Below are 20,302 nucleotides of genomic sequence, written 5' to 3'. Positions count from 1 at the left end.
CCTTCAACGACGCCAATAATTATCTAGCCACCATCATCGGGCAGGACGCGTCCGAGCAGGTCATCAATCAGGTCAACTCGACCATCGGCGCCCAAGGCGTCGGCCAAGTCCTGACGGGTCTGCAGACCGCCGGTTCGGGCCTGGGCCAGGCTGCCGACGGAGCGAAGACCCTCGCGGCCGGTATCGACACAGCCAAAGGCGGGGCCGATCAACTCAGCTCCGGCGCAAACGAACTCGCCACCAACATGGTCACCGCACGCGACGGTTCAGCGCAGCTCGCAGCCGGCGCCGGGCAACTCGCCACGGCGATCGACGGCGTCGCCGACCCATTGCTCAATGCCCTCGACTCCGGCAACGTACCCAACCTCGGAGCCCAAGCAGCGCAACTACGGCAATCACTGACTGCGCTCGGAGATCGCCTCCCACAACCGCCACAAGCTACCGTCTCCCCGGCAATCCAGCGAGTGCTCGACCTTCTCGGACCCAGCACCGACCCACTCGCACAACAGGCCGTTGCAGCCCTCACACCTCTCGCGGCAGCACAACCCCAAAGTGACACTGCCGCACTACAAGCGGAAATCAATCAACTCAGCAACGATGCACGAGCACTCGAATACCAGTTGACGGATCCATCCAGCCCACTCCAATCAGGACTCCTACTGCTGCAAAACGGCGGACTCGCCTCCGACGTTCGACAACTACGCGACGGCGCCGACCAGCTCAGTTCCGGAGCCACGACGTTGAACTCCGGACTGATCCAGTTGACCGACGGCAGCAACCAGCTCGCGAGCGGAGCCGATCAGTTAGCTTCGGGAATGGTGGAACTGCAATCAGGCTCGGGCGAACTAGCAGACGCACTCGCAAAAGGCGCTGGACAAGTACCCAGCTGGACCGACGAGCAACGCACCGCCACCGCAGACACTCTGTCCACTCCAGTCGCACTCAAACAGGACTACACGAACGAGGCGCCCACGTTCGGTACCGGATTCGCGCCGTTCTTCCTCTCCTTGGCCCTTTTCGTCGGCTGCATCATCACCTGGATGTTGTTGACCCCGTTACAATCCCGTGCAATTGTAAGCAATCTCGGCCTCTATCGAACAGTTCTTGCGTCGTACTGGCCGGCGCTGCTCATCGGCATCCTCCAAGTGATCACGATGTACGCCGTAGTACACATCGGAGTAGGCCTGGACGTCAAACACGTTCCCGGAACGATCCTGTTCCTCATGCTGGTCTCGGCAACCTACCTGGCGATGATCCAGATGTTCAATGCTCTCTTCGGAGTCGCAGTCGGCAGAGTGGTGACCTTGGCCTTCCTGATGCTGCAACTTGTCTCCGCCGGTGGCATCTATCCAGTGCCCACTACAGCGACACCATTCCAATACATCCATCCCTTCGACCCGATGACGTATACCGTCAACGGACTGCGCCAACTCATCACCGCCGAACACGTCGATTCGCGACTCTGGACAGCCATCGCCGTTCTTTCCGGCATTCTGCTCGTCTCGATGACTATCAGCGCACTCTCGGTTCGCCGCAATCGCCGATACACCATGGAACGCTTGTACCCGTCAATCGAAGTGTAATCACTGCGATACAACAACATCCGACTTGATACTCGACTGTCCAACTGATCCGCAACCGCTCGTTCGACTATTGGAGGAGAAAGATGTCAGATATTTTCGCAGCTCCCGCCGAAACCCTCGCACCGGCGTACACGGGACGGCTCGGTACTGATCCGATTCCAGCTCTCAGAATGCCCAAGGCCGGGTCGGATCCTGAAGCGGCGTATCGATTCATCCACGACGAGCTGATGCTCGACGGCAGTTCCCGACTGAACCTGGCGACCTTCGTCACCACCTGGATGGATCCTCAGGCCGACAAGCTGATGGCCGAAACGTTCGACAAGAACATGATCGACAAAGACGAGTATCCCGCGACAGCGGAGATCGAAACTCGTTGCGTCAACATGGTTGCCGACCTCTTCCACGCAGAGGGCTTGACCTCTGACCCTGCGTCCGCGACGGGGGTTTCGACGGTAGGGTCCTCCGAAGCTGTGATGCTCGGCGGCCTCGCACTCAAATGGCGCTGGCGCCAGCGCCGCGAACAAGAAGGTAAAGACACCACGAAGCCCAACCTCATCCTCGGCAGCAACGTCCAGGTCGTCTGGGAAAAGTTCTGCCGCTACTTCGACGTCGAACCGAAATACCTCCCCATGGAAAAGGGCCGCTACGTCATCACTCCCGAACAGGTCCGTGACGCCGTCGACGAGAACACCATCGGCGTGGTCGCGATCCTGGGCACGACATTCACCGGCGAGCTCGAACCCGTCGCCGAGATCGCCGAAGCCCTCGACGAGATCGCCGCAAACGGTGGTCCAGACGTCCCCCTCCACGTCGACGCTGCCAGTGGAGGTTTCGTCGTCCCGTTCCTGCACCCCGAGCTGATGTGGGACTTCAAGGTTCCGCGTGTGGTCTCGATCAACGTCAGTGGCCACAAGTACGGCATGACCTACCCGGGCATTGGTTTCGTCGTCTGGCGCTCGAAAGAACACCTACCGGAAGACTTGGTGTTCCGGGTCAACTACCTGGGCGGCGACATGCCGACCTTCACCCTCAACTTCTCTCGATCTGGCAACCAGGTCGTCGGGCAGTACTACAACTTCATCCGCCTCGGCGTCGCTGGGTACACCCAAATCATGGAATCGCTGCGCGACACCGCGCTTATGCTCTCCGCCGCAATCTCCAAGATCGACAACATGGCGATCATCACCGACGGCACCGCTATACCGGTCTTGTCTTTCGAAGTCGTCGACGACCCAGGCTTCACTGTCTTCGACATCTCCCACGAACTCCGGGCACGCGGATTCCAAGTGCCCGCCTACACCATGCCCGCCGACGCCGAAGATGTCGCCGTCCTGCGTATCGTGCTACGAGAAGGTTTCAGCCAAGATCTCGCATACAAACTCGCCACCGCCATCAACGAGGTCGTCGAACAACTGCGCAAGAGCAACGCCGAGCGACCCCAAAGGACTGCCTTCGCCCACTGACCGCTGTTGCGGGGAATCCACGACACCGCTTCCCCGCAACAGCGTCCACTCCAGTCCCAACTGCACTTCGGACCAGGAGTGAAAAATTTTCCCGATAGCCCGCCTCTAGATTTCACCAAAGCGGGACCGTGCCTGAACTTTCACCACTGCCAGATGGTGGAGCTCGGTCCTTTTTTCAATATGCGCTCTATCGCATCGAAAAGCAGGGATCCGATCTTCCCGGGGTGATCCACAATCGCCGGTAACGCGCTAGCCTGTTGCTACTAAGGCCACGTGCGTAGAAGTCGATACACTCAGGAGTGCACTACGCCAATTGGCACATAGATTTGATGGTTTCAGTCCGCATATGAGTGATGATCAATCAGTCGCCCTGCGCCGACCCTCAAGATGCTCCCAATTCACGGACTATCAATCATTTTCAACAGGCCTCAATGCCATTGCAGATATTTTCAGCACCAATACCGTTGCCGCCGCAGCAAGCAGCGTAAACCCTGCCCTTTCGACATACCCGTGCATTACCGTCTCCGGAGTGAACGATAAGCACATCAGCACAGCGGTGAGAAGAAAAGCGAAAACCCAATACGGCGCCTTCAGATACGCGATTCCACTGAGAACTGCCACGAACACCCCAATCGCCGTAGTGACAGAATTGATGCCAATGACACTGACCAACAATGCGGCAGCAAACCCACCGGCCACAGTTCCCAACACGCGATGGAAGGTTCTTCTGCTGGTTCCAGCGACACCAGGCTGAAGTACTACGAGGATCGTCAGTACCACCCACCACGCGTGACCCCCTGGTAACCAGAGCTTGGCCGCGAGAGTCCCGAAGAAAACCAGACCGACCAAAACGATCGTGAACCGGCGTAGATCCTCATCAGCGGGTTGTTCATGGGCATTGTGTGGGAGGTCACCCAGAAGCAGAATGCCCATCAGTACAACCCATACACCTCCGACAAGCACGAAACCCGTCACCACCGCTGCCGAAGCAAACGAGTTCGGTGCCAAATCGGTCACGCGTGCCCCAGGAGCAGCGATTGCTGCCAAAGCGGCTTGGCTTGCTATGTACGTCGCAGCCCCTTCCCATCCCTTGGTGTACGACCATGCAACGCCTACACATATCGCGGCAACGAACACGGCCGAGATCCAGGCGGACCCACTAACTACAAGGCCGAAGAACACCGAAACCGGAGTCAGTACCGCGGTTACCGCTGCGACCCGCACCCCGCGTTCAAGGGCCACCAAAGCCGGAAGAAGTCCAAGGTAGATAAACGGCGCGTAGGAACTCCACGCACTCAGATAAAGGGAAATCATCGGGACGAAACACAGGAGCAGACCCGACACCCATCGCACCATCGACCCACGGTTCGTGCTAATACTCTTTATGCCCATGAACTGTGCCGATCTTCGAGATGCCGCAGATACGGCACTTGCGAGCAAGCATTCCAGATGCCGACAAAAATCTCTAGAAGAACCAACGACTTGAACCTGACATGAGCGGCCGAATCGCCAAATCACCAATACCGGGAATCTTACCCGAAGGAGTCGAACGGTACGTTAACAACATACCGGCACCAATCGTGATCCGTACGGTCCAGCCCTCCCGTCTTTGGTGGCGTCGCTTTGCGGCATCGTCTGGTAGGTCAGTATTCGCACTGCTTTCTCTTCGGTTGATGCGCTCGACCCGGATCTCGCGAACGACACACCGGAATGGCACACGATGAATTGATCGCAGACATCGGTCACGATGGCCACGTAGAAGCAAAGTGCTCGCCGGGCCCTTTCCGTGCATTCAGTAGTTGCCAGGCCTAGGTCGCGGACGTTTCGGTGACAGCGATCCGCGACTGCGCTAGCGAGGTGGCAGAAGTTGATCCAGAAAGAACCTTGGCACCGGTAAGCGACAACGCTCGATTAGCCCGACGCAACTCACGTAACGCGACCAAAGGTTGCTCCGAAGCAGAAACTCCCTCCGACTCCAGTACGCCTACAGCCCAACGCGTTCCGGCTCGGACCGCTTCATGCTCGGTCCCGCCGAACACGTCGGCCAGATTCTTCCTGCCACCCACAGGACGGCGCGCCGCGACAGCAACACCCACCACCAAAGCCAGTGCCGTATAGAGCGCGATCACACCATGAAGGCTACCGCCCATCTACCGGGAGCGCCTGACGCAAACTCCGCTCTTGCAGACTCGGCGCGGAACAAGTCTCAGCCGGCCGACGGCACTTCGGTGATGGCGTCGGCGGTCACGAGCATGTCGATCTCGACGCTGTTGGTTCCGTCGCCATCGGTGACGCGCACAGTTACCCCTGCCAGAGCCATTGGTCGTCGTGCATTTTCGCCCATAATTTCAATTCAGATAGCAACTTCCGTCGAAACTGGTTGTTACACAGTCACTTAAGAAAGAGAACTGACACAACTTGAAAGTTACCGGTGAGATATTTCCACTGTTACCGATCGCCATCCGAGCAACAAACCACGGGCCATCGGATCCCCGTCGCATGACGAAAGACGTGCGGGCCGATCCACATGATCAACTGTCTGCGCCGCCTCGGATGTCGTCGCGGTGCAGGGACGCGAGTTCGGCGAGGTGAGTTCCGACCCGATCAAGCGGGACACCGACCGTGACGAGATCGCGAGAACCTCGTCCTGCACCTATCCCACCGTATAGGTCGGCAGATGCACACAACGGCCTAACGTCGACCACGTCCAGCGCCGTCGTCTCGACGGCAGGACCCACACCACCATCAAACGCCGAGAGCCGCGTGCATGGTGCGATATTGAGCGTCCCTTTCGCCCTTCCGGACTTACCCGTGGACGTGCAGACTCATACAGTTACTGTGGACGCTTAGTCACACTTAGTTTACTGTGGGCACATCTGAGATAGATGCCACAAAGGAGCCCGAAATGCAGTTCCTAACACTTCGTCGCACGCGGCGTAACGCGCCATCTGTCCGGTTAACTCCGGGGCGCAATACCGTCAACGAACGCCGCGATTACCACGACACTCTGCGCACACTGTCCGAGGCATCCTCGACAGGGCTCCACTTCGAGGCGTTCAAAGACATCGCCTGGAATTCGCCCGAGTTCGCCGCCCCCGCGGACGACCCGAGATGGACACTCCCCGCGGTCGACCCCTTGTCCCACACCGACTGGTACCGCGCGCTCTCACCCCAGGAACAACGACGAGTTGCCCGGATTCGGCTCGCATCTATAACAAAGACCGGCTCCCAGTTCGAGCAACTGCTCCTTCTCGGCGGTACCCAGTTCTTGATGAGCCTGGCGAACGAGAACCCCGAATTTCGCTACTTCATGCACGAACTCACCGAAGAGACACACCACATCCAGATGTTTCAGGAGTTCACCAACCGGGTGGCTCCGGAGGTACACGGTGCCCCAACGTGGCTTGTCAAGGCCTTCCCCCTGGTCGGTTCGCTGGGATCGCTGTGGCCCAGTTTCTTCTTTCAGATCATCCTCGCTGGAGAGGAGCCGATCGACCACATCCAGAAGAGCATCATGCGCGGCGGTGGCATTCACCCGCTCACCGACCGCATCATGCAGATCCATCTCGCCGAGGAAGCACGTCACATCGGATTCGCCCATGCATGGTTGCGCCATCACGCTCCGCGCATGAGCCGATTCAACCGCCTCGCACTCGGCCTCACCACGCCGGTAGTCATGCGCATAGGGTTTTGGGCCATCGTCGTCCCGAGCCGGCAGGACGCGACGTTGCTGGGTATCCCCCGCAATGTTCTGCGCGAGACCTACTCGATGCGCAACCCCGATTTCCGGCGACTCCTTGCGGAGTCCTGCGCAGACGTCCGGAGTCTCGCCGACGCCAACGGAATGCGCACGCGGCTCACCCTCTGGTCCTGGCGGCTTACCGGAACCGACGGCCGGCTGTCGCGTTACCGCAACGAGCCGTCGAGGGCCACAGCCTGACGATCTTCAACCCGCGACGCAACTGCCCCTCTCCCACTTCGACAGACAGCTGCGTTACCCGCTCACCGCGGTCGAGGGAATGGCGCACAGATATCAGCGCGCCAACCACAGGCCCACACCCGAATCGCCCATCAAATTGTAGGAAGCGCATCGATCGAGGCCGAACCGGCGACATCAGTGCCAGATGACAACCAAATCCGCACGTTGATGAGCGGCTTCCGCTCTCGTGCTCGACGCTCGAGCCCTCGCGCCTGAAGTACTCCGAGGTTCAGAAGGGCGCTTATGGCGTGACGTTGCAGACGGAGGAGGATTCCCTCCGCTCCACCGACGAGTCCCTGCGCGGCGATGCCTGCCGGGAAAGCCGGCCGACCCTGCGGGAGGTCGTGAAGGCCACGCTTTCGGCCGCCGCCATCGAGAGTGGGACCGCCTGGGTGCTGGCCGTGCTAGTGGACAATGAGAACATGACGACCGGCGCTCCTGCTCAAACCGTGCACTTTCATCAGAAGCATTACACGGCAGTGGTTTCTGGCGCGAAAGTTTCCATCGTCCGCTGGCGCGAGGACACACACGAAGGGCCGGCAATTTTCATCTTCGATCATCACCCGACCGCCCGCCCCCTTGCAGGACAAGTCACCGCTGTAGAAACATACGATCTCGCTCACCTGTCGCCGCTAGCAGCTCACCAGCCACCCGGCACCGACATGACGAATTTCGCAAAACAACTCCGGGCCAACTACTACCCCGATATGCCTGAAGACGCTGCTGTCCAGGTAGTCGTCATAACGACTGGTCACCACAGGGATTCGTCACTGCCCGCGACGTAGTGCGACCGAACTCAGCCGTCGAAAACCTCTGTTGCATTTCCGTGTGCGTCGAGGTCTGCGCTGCCGGCGGCGATCCACTGACCGGAGTCGGCGCGGGGTGCGGCTTTGAGGAGCCGATGAGGTCGTTGCGGCCTATTCTGGCTGAGTTGATCGGTTCAGGCGCACTGACACTCGCCCGGGGTCAGCGTTGTCGTGGATCCTCTGCGACAGGGCCGCCTTCGTTTTMCCACCGCTCCAGTGCGCGTTTTTCCTGCTTGGCGGTGGTGTCTTTGCGTGACCCGAGTGATTTTACGGACTTGAGTAGTTCTGTGAGTCGGCCCATGACCGGACCATACTCGACTTTCCGGCGATGCTGACCCAGGGTGGAACGTGACGGCCTCGATGTCCAGACGCGGGCCGAAGTCCATGTCGTCGACCGAAATGTCGTCAAACCACTTCGATCCCCAAGATCGCCGCATTCCTCCTGAATGTCGCCGGAAGAATCGCTATTCTCAACCAATTCATTCGCGACTCGCGCGAGAAAAAAATGGCGCAAGCATCGCCCGAACGGGCACGAGTAACCCGACGACTCATGCGCCGACATCGCGGCCTATCTGCCTGATCGCAACGGCCCGAGATGGTGGGGAACCCGGCCTCAACGCGATGACGGGGCGGGCACACACACGGCCTCACCGAAGGTAGCTCGTCCGAATTCTCGACAACAATTGGTCCACCATTCCCCGTATCCACAACACTGTACCGACGACCGCACGGACACATAGATGTCGAACAAACTATTCGCGCGGGGCGTTGGCGCAGCTCGATATGAGATGAGTCGGGCCGTGTCTCGGGTCGGACTCATGTACGACAAACTCTGTCCGTGCACATGTCAGGGAATTTCCGGAAAAACGAATAAGTCAGGCCTAGCCCCTCGATGCTGCACTCGTGACTCGGCCGGCGGATACGCGGGTCACGGCCCGGTCAACGCGGTGGATCGAGGGCGGGGCCTCCCGACGATGCGGCACGTCCTGATTCGCAGGCATTGCTCTGCCCTGGAGCGGGAGTGGTGCCGATTCCCGGAGCGAGTGGAGATTCGATCTCGGAGACCTTCCACGCGCCGTCCACCGGTTTCATTGTGAATGTCAGCACGTTCGCTGCCCCGTTCTCGGTGCCTGTTCCCGTTTCGTCTCCGGCGTCTTTCCACGTGGTTGTTTGGTCGAACACGACTAGGACTTGTGTGGAACTGTCGTCCGAGGAAACGACTCCGGTCGAGAGGAGTGATCCGGTCGACGTCAGTTGCAGTGTTTTGATGGTGTCCTTCAATGTTGTTTCCGAGCAACCGATCTGGTCGCGAGCGTTGCCCGTGGTTGCATCTTGCATTTGAGAGAAGTAGGTGTCGATGCTCTCGGGGCTGTAATTCGCGAGGAGTGCGGCGTATTGCTTCGCGGCGGCCACCGCCTCGCCGTCAGCGCTGTCTCCGTCATCTGAGAGGTTACGTCCGGCAACAAATCCGAACAACGTTCGCCAGAACCGACACGCCATATAAACAAGCTCGGGTGGAAGCGTCCGGAAAGACGCTGAAGTGGTGACCGGGGACTTCCGGTCGGGCCCCGCGTGCCAAAGCGTCAACTCGCCTCCGCCCCTATGTGTTAAGGACGGAGCGAGTCTTCGTCACCCACAGGTTTTGCGGAAACCGTTCGAAAAGCTTGTTAGTGCGCCCGCATGGCACACGTCATCAGGGCTCACAATCGACCGAGGGCAGTTTCACGTCCTCATTCCGGGTTGTTCAGTCGGACAGGGCCCGGCCTCTGGAAATGTATGTCTCCATTTCTATGTCCGGGACCATTCCACCGCCAGTGGCCCAGGCGATATGCGTAGCGTTGCGGAATCGTTCTGGGCTCAAAAGCTGACAACTCACGCCTTGTCGAAGGTCGCGAGCGAGTCGGAAGGCACCGGGGAGGCTCGCTGCGGCGGACGGTTCGATCTTCAACTGCTCGGTGTCATGGAGCATGGAAACCATTCGGAAGAGTTCGTTGTCGTCGACTGTGTACACCCCGGTCAAGAGATGTTCCATTCGTCGTCCGACGAGTCCGGACGGGCGCCCTACCGCCAAACCGTCGGCAGCAGTGAGATTGTCGATACCGAAGTCCTGGACACTGACCATCTCGTGCATACCCGTGTACATGCCGAGCAGCATGGCGGGTGAGTGGGTGGGTTCGGCAAAGATGCAATGCACGTTGTCCCCGAAGATGGTCTTGAGACCAAAGGCGACGCCTCCTGGTCCGCCTCCGACACCGCAAGGGAGGTAAACGACAAGTGGGTGCGCATCATCGACCCGGATGTCCAACGCTTGCAGTTGCCCTGCAAGACGACGCGCGGCGACCGCGTATCCGAGAAAGAGCGTTTCGGAGTTCTCGTCGTCGATGAAATATGTGAAGGAATCTCCTTCCGCTTCACTACGTCCTGCTGCGACAGCGACCGAATAGTCAGCCTCGTGTTCGACTACTGTGACACCGTGGTCGCGAAGTTTGTCCTTCTTCCATTGTCGAGCATCGGACGACATATGTACGGTCACGTGGAACCCGAGGGCAGCGCTCATCACCCCGATCGAAAGACCGAGATTTCCGGTGGAACCGACTGCGATGGTGTGCTTTGCGAAGAGTTGCTTCGCTGAAGAACCCGAAAGCACGCGATAGTCGTCATCGAGCTTCAGAACCCCGGCATCAAGCGCGATGGCTTCGGCATGGGCAAGCACCTCGTAGATACCACCACGAGCTTTGATGGAGCCACTGATAGGCAATTCGCTGTCGAGTTTCAACCACAGCGAATCAATCGATTGTCCATACGAGTTGGTGAGCGCTTGTTGCATGGCTGGGATAGCGACGATCCGCGATTCGATGATCCCCCGCGAAGAACGTGTGTCAGGGAAAATCTCGGCAAGGAAGGGGGCGAACCGAAGTAACCTGTCCGCTGCATCGTCAACGTCAGCGGATGTGAGGGCGACGCCTGACAGCGCGGTACGGGATGTCGTCAGGTGCGGGTTCAGCCACAGCACTTCGGTCGTCCCCACCAGGCTGGGCAAAAGCGGGCACTGCTGATACCAGTCGTCGCGTGACTTTCCAAGTATCAATTTCGTCCTCCACGGATCTTCTCGGTACGGCTCTTGCATCGCGCAAGTTGTTGCAATGCGCTGCGATTGGGAGTGTCAATCAGTTGATTCCTTCGAACGCCGGCCCGAGCGCTGTGATGCGGATACCGCATCGAAGTCGACGCCAGGGGAGGTCTGCGGGCTCTGCGGTCATCGGGCCAGGAGCCCTCGCGTTCAGAACAGTTTCGGCGATCTGGTCGAAGTCAGCCCTGAAGTGTATTGCACTCTTGACAACGACTATTCGGAGTTTTTCCGGGTGAATTCCGATCATTCGAAGTTGTGCGCGATCCATTATTTGCGATTTGTGTGTGGTGACTCCGATCAAGATCCCGCGGTGGCGGAGTGAGGCGCTTGGGCCCGAGTCGATTTCGTTGCCGTTCATCATCGGCCCTTCGAATCGGCACTTACCGTCTGAGAGATACTCGACCACGAAGGTCGCTTCGAGCGGTCCGGTCTCCGGAATACCTGGGTGCCCTCCAAGTTGGAGGGTAATGCTTGCCCCGAGACCAGCGGAATGCGCTGCTGCGGCGGCGGCGGGATCACAGATCGATGCCACGGCGGCACCTTGTGCGTCCGCGCGTATCAGAGCAGAGAGCAGCCCGGTCGTTCTTGCATCCCCACCGGCACCCGGGTTGTCCTGCGGATCGGCGATGAGCACGGGCCGAGTTGCTCTGCTGGCCAACCGATCTGCTTCTGCGACTGCCTCCTCGGGAGTGAGGAAGGATACTTGAAACTCTGACTCCCGAGCAACGATGTGGGTGTAGAGCTCATCGACTGCGTCTTTCAGGTCGTCGGCGTCTGAGCCGTAGCCCCAGACCGTCGGGCCGCAGTCTGGGGTGTCGGCGGCCGGGAACCCGGGCGCGAACGAGAGGCATCGGTCAGCTCTGTCGAGAAGGGTGACCTCCTCGTAGATCGAGCGAGCGGGTTCGGCGAGTGTGTTGCCAGCGTTGACCGGGATCAGGAAGGGAATTTGGCGCCAGTACCGATGTAGCTGCCCGCCGCGGTAGAGGTGCGTCAGAAGCTGGGCTGCGCGGCGGCCCGTCTCAGCCATGTCCACATGTGGATACGTTCGAAATGCGACCATTCCGTCCGCATTGGCCATCATTGCTTCGCTGACATTGGCATGCAGATCCAAGCTGACGACGATGGGCACACTGCTTCCGACAATGGAGCGAAGCCGAGTCAGCAACTCACCTTCTCCGTCATCGTGATGCTCCGCCACCATCGCGCCATGCAGGTCAAGATAAACAGCGTCGGGTCGCGTCTTTTCCGCCGATTCCAGGATTTCACCAGCAATTCGGTCGTAGGCGCTGCGTGACACCGGCCCAGAGGGGCTCGCTGCAGCCCAAATCACCGGGATGATCGTTGCCGCGGTGTCGCGCATTTCCGCCAGAAAACCACCCATCGGAATATTGACGTCGACTAACTCGAATAACTCTTCATTGCGACGCAAAGCGGGGAATCCTTCCCCATTCAGGAAGTTCTCGTACTCCGCTGAGGTTCGGGAGAAAGTATTCGTTTCATGTTGAAATCCGGCTGTCATTATTCGCATCAGAATCTCTCTCAGAGGTCTTTATTTTGCCACTGGCATTCGGTTGACAGCGATTCCGATTCCTCCGAAGACAACGAGGACCGCCAAAGCTAGCAAACCGGCCGTGCTTTTGCCTGTGGCATCTCGGATGAAGCCGATGAGCGTCGGACTGAGAAACCCACCCAGGAGCCCGATACTGTTGATCAAGGCGATGCCACCAGCTGCAGCAGTGCCCGTGAGATAAGACGACGGGATTGACCAAAAGACRGCATACGCTCCCCAAATGCACGCGGTTGCGATGATCAGAGCCGGGAACGATACGGCGAGCGTGCCGGGAGTCAGTGCAGCGACGGCGAGGGCGAGCGCTCCGACCAATGCTGGCACAGCGCTGTGCCAGCGTCGCTCCCCGTGTCGATCCGAGCGCCGACTGAGCAGCACCATCATTACGATCGCAGCAAGATAGGGCAGCGAGGAGAGCCAGCCGATCGTTTGGGTGCTCTCGATACCACTGTCTTTCAATATTGTGGGGAGCCAGAAGCTAACGGCGTAGATGCCGCTGATCAAACAGAAGAAGCTTGCAGCGAGGGCAAAAATCCGGGGATCGCGCAGAACCTGCCCGAAGTTGTGATTGGAAGCTTGGGCACGTTGCCGACTGAGATCATCATGGATGAGTGCTTTTTCCACCGGGGAGAGCCACCTGGCTTCGGCTGGGGAATCTACGAGGTATTTCCACACCACCAGACCGAGCAGGACCGTGGGGATGCCCTCCAGCAGGAACATCCATTGCCACCCCGCAAGCCCGTACGTGCCGTCGAAGGTCGTGATTATCCACGTCGAAACCGGGCCTCCCACCATCGACCCAAGTGGCCCGGCCAGTAAATAGAGCGCCATCGGGGCTGCAAGACGGGCGGCGGGGAACCAGAAAGTTAGATAGAGGATAATTCCCGGGGCGAAACCGGCCTCGAACACACCGAGCATGAAACGCAATACGATAAAGCTTGTGGTATCGGTTACGAACATCATTGCTGCCGATGTCAGACCCCACAAAATCATAATGCGCACGATTGTTTTGCGCGTACCGATCTTGGTGAGAAGTAGATTGCTTGGTACTTCGAAGAGGACATAGCCCAGGAAGAAGATACCCGCGGCGAGTCCGTACACCGACTCGCTGATGCCGATGTCCTCCGACATTTGCAATTTCGCGAAGCCGATATTGACGCGATCCAGGTACGCGAAGGTGTAGCACAACAGCACCAACGGCAAAATTCGCCACGCGATCCGCCTGTACATCCGTTCCCTACCGTCGGCCCGCTGACCAGACACCGCTATGGGCTTGCTGACGTCCATTCGTTTCTCCGTTCTCACTCCCCCGAACGGACACAGTCTGATCGGTAGTATGCCTACAACCGCCGAAATTGAGGAAAGTTTGCACAGATACGGAAATAACGATGAATAATTACACCCAGACCCAGGATGTGCTCGACGAAACCGATCTGGCACTCATCGACGCCCTACAGGTCAACCCACGTTCAAGCTGGCTACAGCTCGGAGACGCATTGGGAATCGCTCCCATAACCCTGGCACGCAGATGGGAACGCTTGAGAAACTCCGGCGCGGCCTGGGTGTCCATCACCCAACCACCCGAAAAAAGTCGGGGCGCAGTCATCGAACTCAGTTGCACCCCCCAATCTGAGATGGCGGTAGCCCGACATATCGCACAACTTCCATACATCAGCACGGTCGGAATCACCACAGGCGACTATCAGGTGTATGCCAACCTGCTCGCTCCAACACTGTCTGCGACCACGCACGCTCTACTCCAGTCGATCTCACTCCCCGCTGATGTCACGCGCATGCGCAGCCATGTCTTTGGCAGCATGTTCGGAGGCATCCAATGGAGGCTCGGAGTACTCAACCGAGCTCAGACCGACCTTCTTCGCGATCCGGCCGCTCAGTCCACCCGACAGAGCCGACCTTTCGGCCCGCAAGACAGGGATTTATTCCTCGCCCTCGCCGAAGATGGTCGACGCGCGTACACAGACCTCGCAGAAGAGTTGAACAGCAGCGTCCACGGAATCCGTCGCCGGGTTCGCGACCTATTGAGCCAAGGCGAAATCACCTTCCGTTGCGACGCAGCCCGCTCACTATCTGGATGGCACACCATGGCCCTTCTGTGGCTCAGCGTCCCCGACCAGGACCTCCGCACTATGGGCAAGGACATCAGCACCTGGGAAGAAACACGCCAGTGCTCCGCAGTGGTCGGCGCCGTCAACTTGCTGTTGATCGTAAATTTGCGCTCCTTCGAACACCTCGAACAAATCGCCACTCGCATCCGCGATCGACACCCAAGCGCACAAATCGTCGACCGCCGTCTGGTAATACGGCAAGTCAAAGTTTACGGCCGTCTCGTCGACCAACAAGGCCGCAGCACTCACACGATCCCTGTCGATGCTTGGCCCCCCGAGCTATTGTCAACTAACCATCCCTAAAGGGCCAAGTATGATGCCTGCTTCTCTAGATGGCAGCTAAGGCGTGGCCGCTCTAGACGCGGTTCATCCAGCGGCCCAACCATTTTCATTCTCCAAACCTCAGGGCGGAGCACCACTTCTCTCCAGTGCAATCGCCACCACACAACAACGGCACCTACCACCCACCTGAGTCGAGCTGCATCATGTAAGGCTGTTCTCGCAACCACAACCAGAAAAGGAAGTCGGAAACACCATGAAACACAGCCCACTTCACCCGCGTGTCAGTGTGATCGTCACACACGCCGCCTAGCCGACTCACCAGACAAAATCATCCGCGTGGACGACACTCAGTCCACCGAGGACATCCTCACTCGCTACTACCCCGGCGCCAAAACTGACGATCGCGGAGGCTTCGACACCCCTGATGGTGACAGTTACCACTACGATCGAGCGCTAACCGATTAGCTGTCGAACCGGCACCTTCAACCGCAATGCGCTGCCCGCAAACGCATTCCACTGTTGATAGCCCAATTCGGCGGCGATCTGCCACACCCTCCCAAAATCCGTCCAATGCTGCCATGCACTACTTTCCGCGGTCGGTCCACCAAATCTCCGCGTCGCGTGGAGCTGGCGCGTCAACTGTTGCGAGATAGTCGAGGACCATCATTCGGGCGACGTCGAGATCTCGCGTTCCGTATGTCTGCGTGTACCCGTGCCCTTCGATGCGGAGTTCGAGACCGTTCTGTCGGCGCCAGCCGCGCCACCATGGTCCTCTGCACGTCCACCGGCTCACCGTCACGTGTATCGATGCCATGAAGCCAGTCTGTCAGGTCCAGATCATCGGAATGCGCGACACGCAACTACCGGCACACCTCCGGGGCGTGCTGGTGCAGCGCCGAGCTGCTCGCTGCTGGTTGCTGCCTCGATTGCGGTAAGTGTTGCGACGGTAGTCAGTTCTTGTTCGTCCGAGAAGGAACCCTCTGTTCCGAAAGCCACAGGGCCGAACGCCAACATCGCTTTGGAAGTCGACTGCGGAACCGACGGCGTCGGCGTCGTCGACATTACGTACGGCGTGACCAGCAAGCAGGTGATGGTGGCCCGAAATGCCACTTCGCGTTCGGTCGGCGCGATCGAAAAGTTCTCGAATAATTACGGGGCCACGGATGACGGCGTGGATGCAACGCTGACGGTGTCGACGCGGCCGACTACTGGAACGTGCCAGACTTCACTGACGGATTACAACAGTGGAGATATTCTGGCTGAGAAGGAAACTGCGGGCAAAGCCGAGTTCACTGTGCTCGTCCCGAGCGACTAGCTTTCACTTCACGTTCGATATGAGCGCTGCCGAGTAGCACCTGAAAATGACGATCGCCCGCCTGGCTTTGTACCTRGCGGGCGTTCTCATGTTCGGGTGTCGGATTACCAAGCACCGGAGAGGGTTCCTGGTCATGTCAGCTCTATTCGTGCTGTACCTGGAGAGGCGCTACATCCGGTGGTGCGGAGCGCTCAGGGTTTCACTGCTTTCGGCCACGCCGTCGCGTCCTTTGCCGTTACAGCGGGGTGGGCGATGATGACGGCAATGAAACTGGGAATCGACATTCCCAAACCGTGTGAGAGCGTCGCCGCGACCTTGTCTCCTTCGAGCCATGCGCTCGGATCATCTCTGAGGTAGAAGCGGAACTCCGTGTCGTGCGGAGGATTCAACGACTCGGTGACAACACCCGGGCCGGTCGTACCGCTCCACATCCACGCCACATACCCCAGGTAACGGCCACTGAGTTCCATCCGAAACGATCCGACTATCCCTGCCGCATAGGCCTTGACGGCGTCCTCGAAACGACCGAACGTCACCAACCCACCTTCGTAGGACCGCTCGTCGCACGTCATCGCCACGTACCCGTTCGCGGTCTTCCGCACCCCGCGATACCCTCCGAAGTAACCACCACTACTACGCGGAAGTTGCGTCACGACGTATCCGTCGCCGGAAAACACCTGATCATTCCATCCCATCCCGAACGCGGCAGGAATGACAGCGCGCAGATAGTCGACGGTCGCGGTGAACTCGGCGACCTCGGCATCAGTTAACAATCCCACGCCGTGGGGATTGTTTACTTCCGCCTGGCGGAGGGGGTTCCTGGTCATGTCTGCTCCTGGGTGGGTGTGAGCTGAAGATTACTGTTCGCTGCCGACACTGCGCAGTGCGCGCGTAGCGAGGTCGATCATGGGGTGGGTGGTGGGTAGATCTGTTTGAGGATGTCCGCAGCGATCATTTGCTCGATAGTCAGCAGGGAATAGTTGTCGATGTTCGTGTAATCAGTGCCCCGCCACAGGATTGGGAGTCCAGTTGCAGAGTCTATTTGGGTGACCACGAATTGGGTGCCACCGCCAGGCGCGGCGAACGCTTCTGCGATCTCACCGGTGAGCACCGCCATGTTCGGGGGCAAGGGTTGATCGATGACGTATCGGTAGAACGGTTCGGCGGAATTCGCTGGTGGAAGGCTGCGCGCGGGAAACATGTCCCCGTCCGCCCCAAGGAATCTACCGTCGGGCTTGCCGAAGCGGTCGAACGCGGTTCCGGGCGGAAACTGAGGGAGCATTTCGTAGATCGCTTGACCGGTGGTGGGGTCGATAACGAAACCCTTCTGATCAGGATACTTAAGCCCTGTTACTGGGTCGATGAACTTTGCCTCCCACGTTGCCAGCGTCCCTCCCGGACCGTAAGGCGTGGCGTCCGGCGGGAACAGGCGCACCGCTTGAGGGTCGATCCCGGCAGGGTCGGGGTATGCCCCGATACCGGCGGTGGGTTTCGGCGACGGGCTCAGGGCCGGAGTGGCTGGCGGCAGTGCCGGGGTGGCAGTAGGTGTAGCGGGGTCGATCGCCCCGACCGGGGGCCTACCGGGCGCCAGGCCAGGATCGGCAGCCGACGTTGTCGGAGGCTTCACCGGCGCAGTGGCGGGAGGTTTCACCGGCGCGATGGCACCGGCATCCACACCGGTGCGCCCGATCCCCTCAATCACGTCGTCGGCAGCAGTGCGGGCGATACCAGCCTCGACGCGCGTTGCGGTGGACGCCACGCGCGTACCCAGTCCGGCTTCGGCGAACGGACCGGTCAGCACCGCTGCACCGGCATCGAGCTGTATCTGTTGATACCAGTACTGCGGACCTTCTTCCCGCAGCGCATCGAGCCGCAGGGCGCTTTCGAGTACGTCACGGGTGGTACCACTGGGGTCCTGGTTGTAGGAAACAACGGCTTGGGCGACGGACTTCCCCAGACCGAGAAGATCCGACCCCGCCTCCGCAAGGCCTTCGATTCCGTTGGCGCCGCGCACATTCTGGCTGAACCGGAACAACGACGTCAGGACGGATCCTTGTTCACTGAACCAGTCGTCCCGTGCGCGTTCTGCAGCGGTTTCACGTAGCCACTCGTCGCGGTCGTCCTTGGCCTGCGCCGCTGCAACTGCGGATTCTTGGTTGGCGTTCTCCTGCGCGGCGGCCATCGTGTTGAGGGCCTCAGTGGTGGGCACCGTGGTGACCTCCAACTCGGCATCGGCCGAATCAACAGGATTGTTGTACCGGTTGGTGGTGCCGTCCCCCTGATCGACTGTCATTTCGGATCCAGGCTTCATCGTGTCCTGGTTCGGTACGTACGCCGTGTAGCCAGGGTCGGGGGTACCCACGACCGCGACGCCGTCCGGCTGACCCGAGATCGCTTCCTGGCCGTTCGGCAGTGCGGTCGCCGTCATCGACTGTCCGGAGGCGACGTTGTCTCCGCCGTAGAGTGGGTCCGCGAGGATCGGATACAGGATGTTTTCGATGCCTGCGGTGTCGACGACCTGGACGAGTTGTCCGTCGCGGATCTCGTAATGCGTCGGAATGGGTGTGCCGTTGGCGTCGTAGGCCCACGGAGCGTCGATCGTCGAGACCGGGTTTCCGTCGGCGTCGAAGACGGTGGCCGTGCCATCGGGGTTGACGCTCATGTGACCGCCGGGCGGCACCGTCACCGGAATCACGGACTCGTGGGACGACGCCTGGTCGTGGATCAGGAAGAAGAACCGGTATCCGTCGGCGATCGGATCGAACACCCGCAACGCAGACTGCCCGCCAGGGGAATACGCCATGAGCGGTGAGGCGATGGTTCCGACGACCTGCGAGAGGACTGATTCGGGTGTGCGGGGACTGAACGGTCCGGGCCGACCGCGCACTCCGATTCCGGCCGCCGTGAACGCTGCGGCACCGACGAGAACCAATTCGAGGTAGCGGTCACGGCCGTCGTCCTGGCTGAGCCCCGATTTAGTGACGGTGGGAGTCGATTCCGATTGCGCGGGAGCAGTATTCGGGGTTTCTGTGGGTACTGGTCCGGGGCCGCGATCGGTGGTCGCTGTGGGTGTGGTCGATTCAGCGGGTTGAGGCGTGGTCGGGGCAGGTCCGCCTGTGGTCGACGGGACCGGAATTCCTGCAGGGTTCTCGATACCAGATTGTGTCGGCGACTGCGGCTGCCCCGGGTGCGCCGCACCTGGCACGGGAACGATCGGGGTGCCGTTGTAGGTGGGAAAGTTCGTCGGAGCATTCGCCCCGACGTTCGGGCCACCGCCCGGAGCCTGTGCACCGGGAAGCCCGACGGTGGTCGTCGGCGCAGCTGTTGCGGTCGTGGACGGCGCAGTAAGGCACGGGTTGATGTACTCAGGCGGGATCGATGCACCAGGTGGTAGTGAGGCGATCAGGTTCAGGTAGATCTGATGATCACGTGCCCGCACCGCCGCGCAATCCTCTTCCGGTGTCGCATGCGCCGGTCCGGCAGTGAGCGCGAGCCCCGCACCGATCACGCCGGCGGTCCCGGTCAACAGTGCTCCGGCAGCGAGAAACCCCGCCAATGGCCGCTTGAGTTTCAGTGCGGACTTCACCGTCGATCACCACTCGTGTTCGACTTCTTCCGAATCTCGGCGATGAGTGTGTCTACGCCCCACCAGAACACTCTGCCCGCGATCGACATCCACAGAAAGAACGCCAGATACACCAGGATCGTCCCGTAATCCTCGGCCCAGTCCGCGAGGCGTCCGATCACCGTGAATGCGGCAATCAACAATGCGAGCCCGAAGACGGTGGCGATGACCGCTTTCGACGTCTGGCTCAGCTCACTGTCGCGGTCCCACTCCTGTCTCGAGGGTTCAGCGCCTGAGCGGCCGGGATTGGTGGACGACTCCCGACCTGATCCGGGTGGGATGTACGGCAACGCGTTCTCCGCCGCGATGTCGCGGCGGGTGGGTGAAGTCATCGGGGCGTTCGGTGAGGTAGTCATCGGAGGTGAATGCCTTTCCCCGCCAGCCGGTCTGCGGGTCTCGGGATGCGTGTCACCCCCCTTGAACAGC

The 20,302-nt window shown here is 59.8% G+C and carries 19 protein-coding genes; 7 read left to right on the top strand and 12 right to left on the bottom strand.

Translation table 11 applies throughout. From position 1 onward, the window contains the following. Both AC1DWA_RS26555 and gad read left to right on the top strand, forming a co-directional pair. Positions 1–1,583: YhgE/Pip family protein (locus AC1DWA_RS26555; RefSeq protein ID WP_477917234.1), on the top strand; the 1,583-nt coding region annotated here is incomplete at its 5' end. Between the two features lie 83 nt (positions 1,584–1,666). Further along, a complete protein-coding gene (gene gad, locus AC1DWA_RS26550) occupies positions 1,667–3,046 on the top strand; it encodes a glutamate decarboxylase (protein ID WP_477845943.1) in 1,380 nt (459 codons plus the stop codon). 408 nt (positions 3,047–3,454) lie between these two features. On the opposite strand, the gene AC1DWA_RS26545 is transcribed toward gad, so the two are convergent. The 3 genes from AC1DWA_RS26545 to AC1DWA_RS26535 form a co-directional block, all read right to left on the bottom strand. Then, positions 3,455–4,390 (bottom strand): FUSC family protein, encoded by a 936-nt coding sequence (locus AC1DWA_RS26545; RefSeq protein ID WP_477845942.1) that lies wholly within the window; start codon positions 4,388–4,390, stop codon positions 3,455–3,457. 464 nt (positions 4,391–4,854) lie between these two features. Beyond that, positions 4,855–5,175 carry a hypothetical protein gene (locus tag AC1DWA_RS26540; protein WP_477845941.1) on the bottom strand — a complete coding sequence of 107 codons (321 nt, stop codon included), beginning with the start codon at positions 5,173–5,175 and terminating at the stop codon, positions 4,855–4,857. Positions 5,176–5,577: 402 nt separating this feature from the next. After that, positions 5,578–5,784, bottom strand: coding sequence for a hypothetical protein (locus AC1DWA_RS26535; protein ID WP_477917232.1), 207 nt, complete (start codon positions 5,782–5,784; stop codon positions 5,578–5,580). Positions 5,785–5,951: 167 nt separating this feature from the next. On the opposite strand from AC1DWA_RS26535, the gene AC1DWA_RS26530 reads away from it, so the two are divergent. Next, positions 5,952–6,986 (top strand): AurF N-oxygenase family protein, encoded by a 1,035-nt coding sequence (locus tag AC1DWA_RS26530; RefSeq protein WP_477845940.1) that lies wholly within the window; start codon positions 5,952–5,954, stop codon positions 6,984–6,986. 287 nt (positions 6,987–7,273) lie between these two features. Next, positions 7,274–7,810 (top strand): ASCH domain-containing protein, encoded by a 537-nt coding sequence (locus tag AC1DWA_RS26525; RefSeq protein WP_477845939.1) that lies wholly within the window; start codon positions 7,274–7,276, stop codon positions 7,808–7,810. Positions 7,811–8,770: 960 nt separating this feature from the next. On the opposite strand, the gene AC1DWA_RS26520 is transcribed toward AC1DWA_RS26525, so the two are convergent. The 4 genes from AC1DWA_RS26520 to AC1DWA_RS26505 all read right to left on the bottom strand — a co-directional run bounded on the left by AC1DWA_RS26520 (position 8,771) and on the right by AC1DWA_RS26505 (position 13,815). After that, positions 8,771–9,331, bottom strand: a complete 561-nt coding sequence (locus tag AC1DWA_RS26520) for a hypothetical protein (protein WP_477845937.1) — start codon at positions 9,329–9,331, stop codon at positions 8,771–8,773. A 244-nt stretch (positions 9,332–9,575) separates the two neighbouring features. Then, on the bottom strand, positions 9,576–10,919 hold the full coding sequence (locus AC1DWA_RS26515) for a D-serine ammonia-lyase (protein WP_378666302.1): 1,344 nt from the start codon (positions 10,917–10,919) through the stop codon (positions 9,576–9,578). A 79-nt stretch (positions 10,920–10,998) separates the two neighbouring features. Further along, entirely contained in the window at positions 10,999–12,480 is a 1,482-nt protein-coding gene (locus AC1DWA_RS26510; protein WP_378666300.1) for a M81 family metallopeptidase, read from the bottom strand. Positions 12,481–12,510: 30 nt separating this feature from the next. Next, positions 12,511–13,815 (bottom strand): MFS transporter, encoded by a 1,305-nt coding sequence (locus AC1DWA_RS26505; RefSeq protein WP_378666298.1) that lies wholly within the window; start codon positions 13,813–13,815, stop codon positions 12,511–12,513. Positions 13,816–13,943: 128 nt separating this feature from the next. On the opposite strand from AC1DWA_RS26505, the gene AC1DWA_RS26500 reads away from it, so the two are divergent. Both AC1DWA_RS26500 and AC1DWA_RS26495 read left to right on the top strand, forming a co-directional pair. Then, positions 13,944–14,957 carry an Lrp/AsnC family transcriptional regulator gene (locus tag AC1DWA_RS26500; RefSeq protein WP_477917230.1) on the top strand — a complete coding sequence of 338 codons (1,014 nt, stop codon included), beginning with the start codon at positions 13,944–13,946 and terminating at the stop codon, positions 14,955–14,957. Positions 14,958–15,272: 315 nt separating this feature from the next. Then, positions 15,273–15,401: a hypothetical protein gene (locus AC1DWA_RS26495; RefSeq protein WP_378666294.1), complete on the top strand. Its 129-nt coding sequence runs from the start codon at positions 15,273–15,275 to the stop codon at positions 15,399–15,401. 118 nt (positions 15,402–15,519) lie between these two features. On the opposite strand, the gene AC1DWA_RS26490 is transcribed toward AC1DWA_RS26495, so the two are convergent. Together AC1DWA_RS26490 and AC1DWA_RS26485 are read right to left on the bottom strand one after the other, a co-directional pair. Continuing rightward, complete coding sequence (locus AC1DWA_RS26490; RefSeq protein ID WP_378666292.1) at positions 15,520–15,750, bottom strand: hypothetical protein; 231 nt, start codon at positions 15,748–15,750, stop codon at positions 15,520–15,522. Between the two features lie 23 nt (positions 15,751–15,773). Then, positions 15,774–16,019, bottom strand: coding sequence for a hypothetical protein (locus AC1DWA_RS26485; protein ID WP_477845936.1), 246 nt, complete (start codon positions 16,017–16,019; stop codon positions 15,774–15,776). On the opposite strand from AC1DWA_RS26485, the gene AC1DWA_RS26480 reads away from it, so the two are divergent. Then, positions 16,009–16,251, top strand: a complete 243-nt coding sequence (locus AC1DWA_RS26480) for a hypothetical protein (protein ID WP_477845935.1) — start codon at positions 16,009–16,011, stop codon at positions 16,249–16,251. The genes AC1DWA_RS26485 and AC1DWA_RS26480 overlap by 11 nt on opposite strands. A gap of 191 nt (positions 16,252–16,442) precedes the next feature. On the opposite strand, the gene AC1DWA_RS26475 is transcribed toward AC1DWA_RS26480, so the two are convergent. From AC1DWA_RS26475 to AC1DWA_RS26465, 3 genes are all read right to left on the bottom strand, one after another. After that, entirely contained in the window at positions 16,443–17,078 is a 636-nt protein-coding gene (locus AC1DWA_RS26475) for a hypothetical protein (RefSeq protein ID WP_477845934.1), read from the bottom strand. Positions 17,079–17,155: 77 nt separating this feature from the next. Next, positions 17,156–19,837 (bottom strand): glycohydrolase toxin TNT-related protein, encoded by a 2,682-nt coding sequence (locus tag AC1DWA_RS26470; RefSeq protein ID WP_378666286.1) that lies wholly within the window; start codon positions 19,835–19,837, stop codon positions 17,156–17,158. Then, a complete protein-coding gene (locus AC1DWA_RS26465) occupies positions 19,834–20,232 on the bottom strand; it encodes a hypothetical protein (protein WP_378666284.1) in 399 nt (132 codons plus the stop codon). Before AC1DWA_RS26465 ends, AC1DWA_RS26470 begins: the two co-directional genes overlap by 4 nt. Between the last annotated feature and the right edge of the window lie 70 nt (positions 20,233–20,302).

The sequence above is a fragment of the Rhodococcus sp. P4_F3_2 genome (assembly GCF_056401335.1).
Note: the sequence above shows the minus strand (reverse complement) of the source record. Positions and strands in the feature narration are given on the sequence as shown.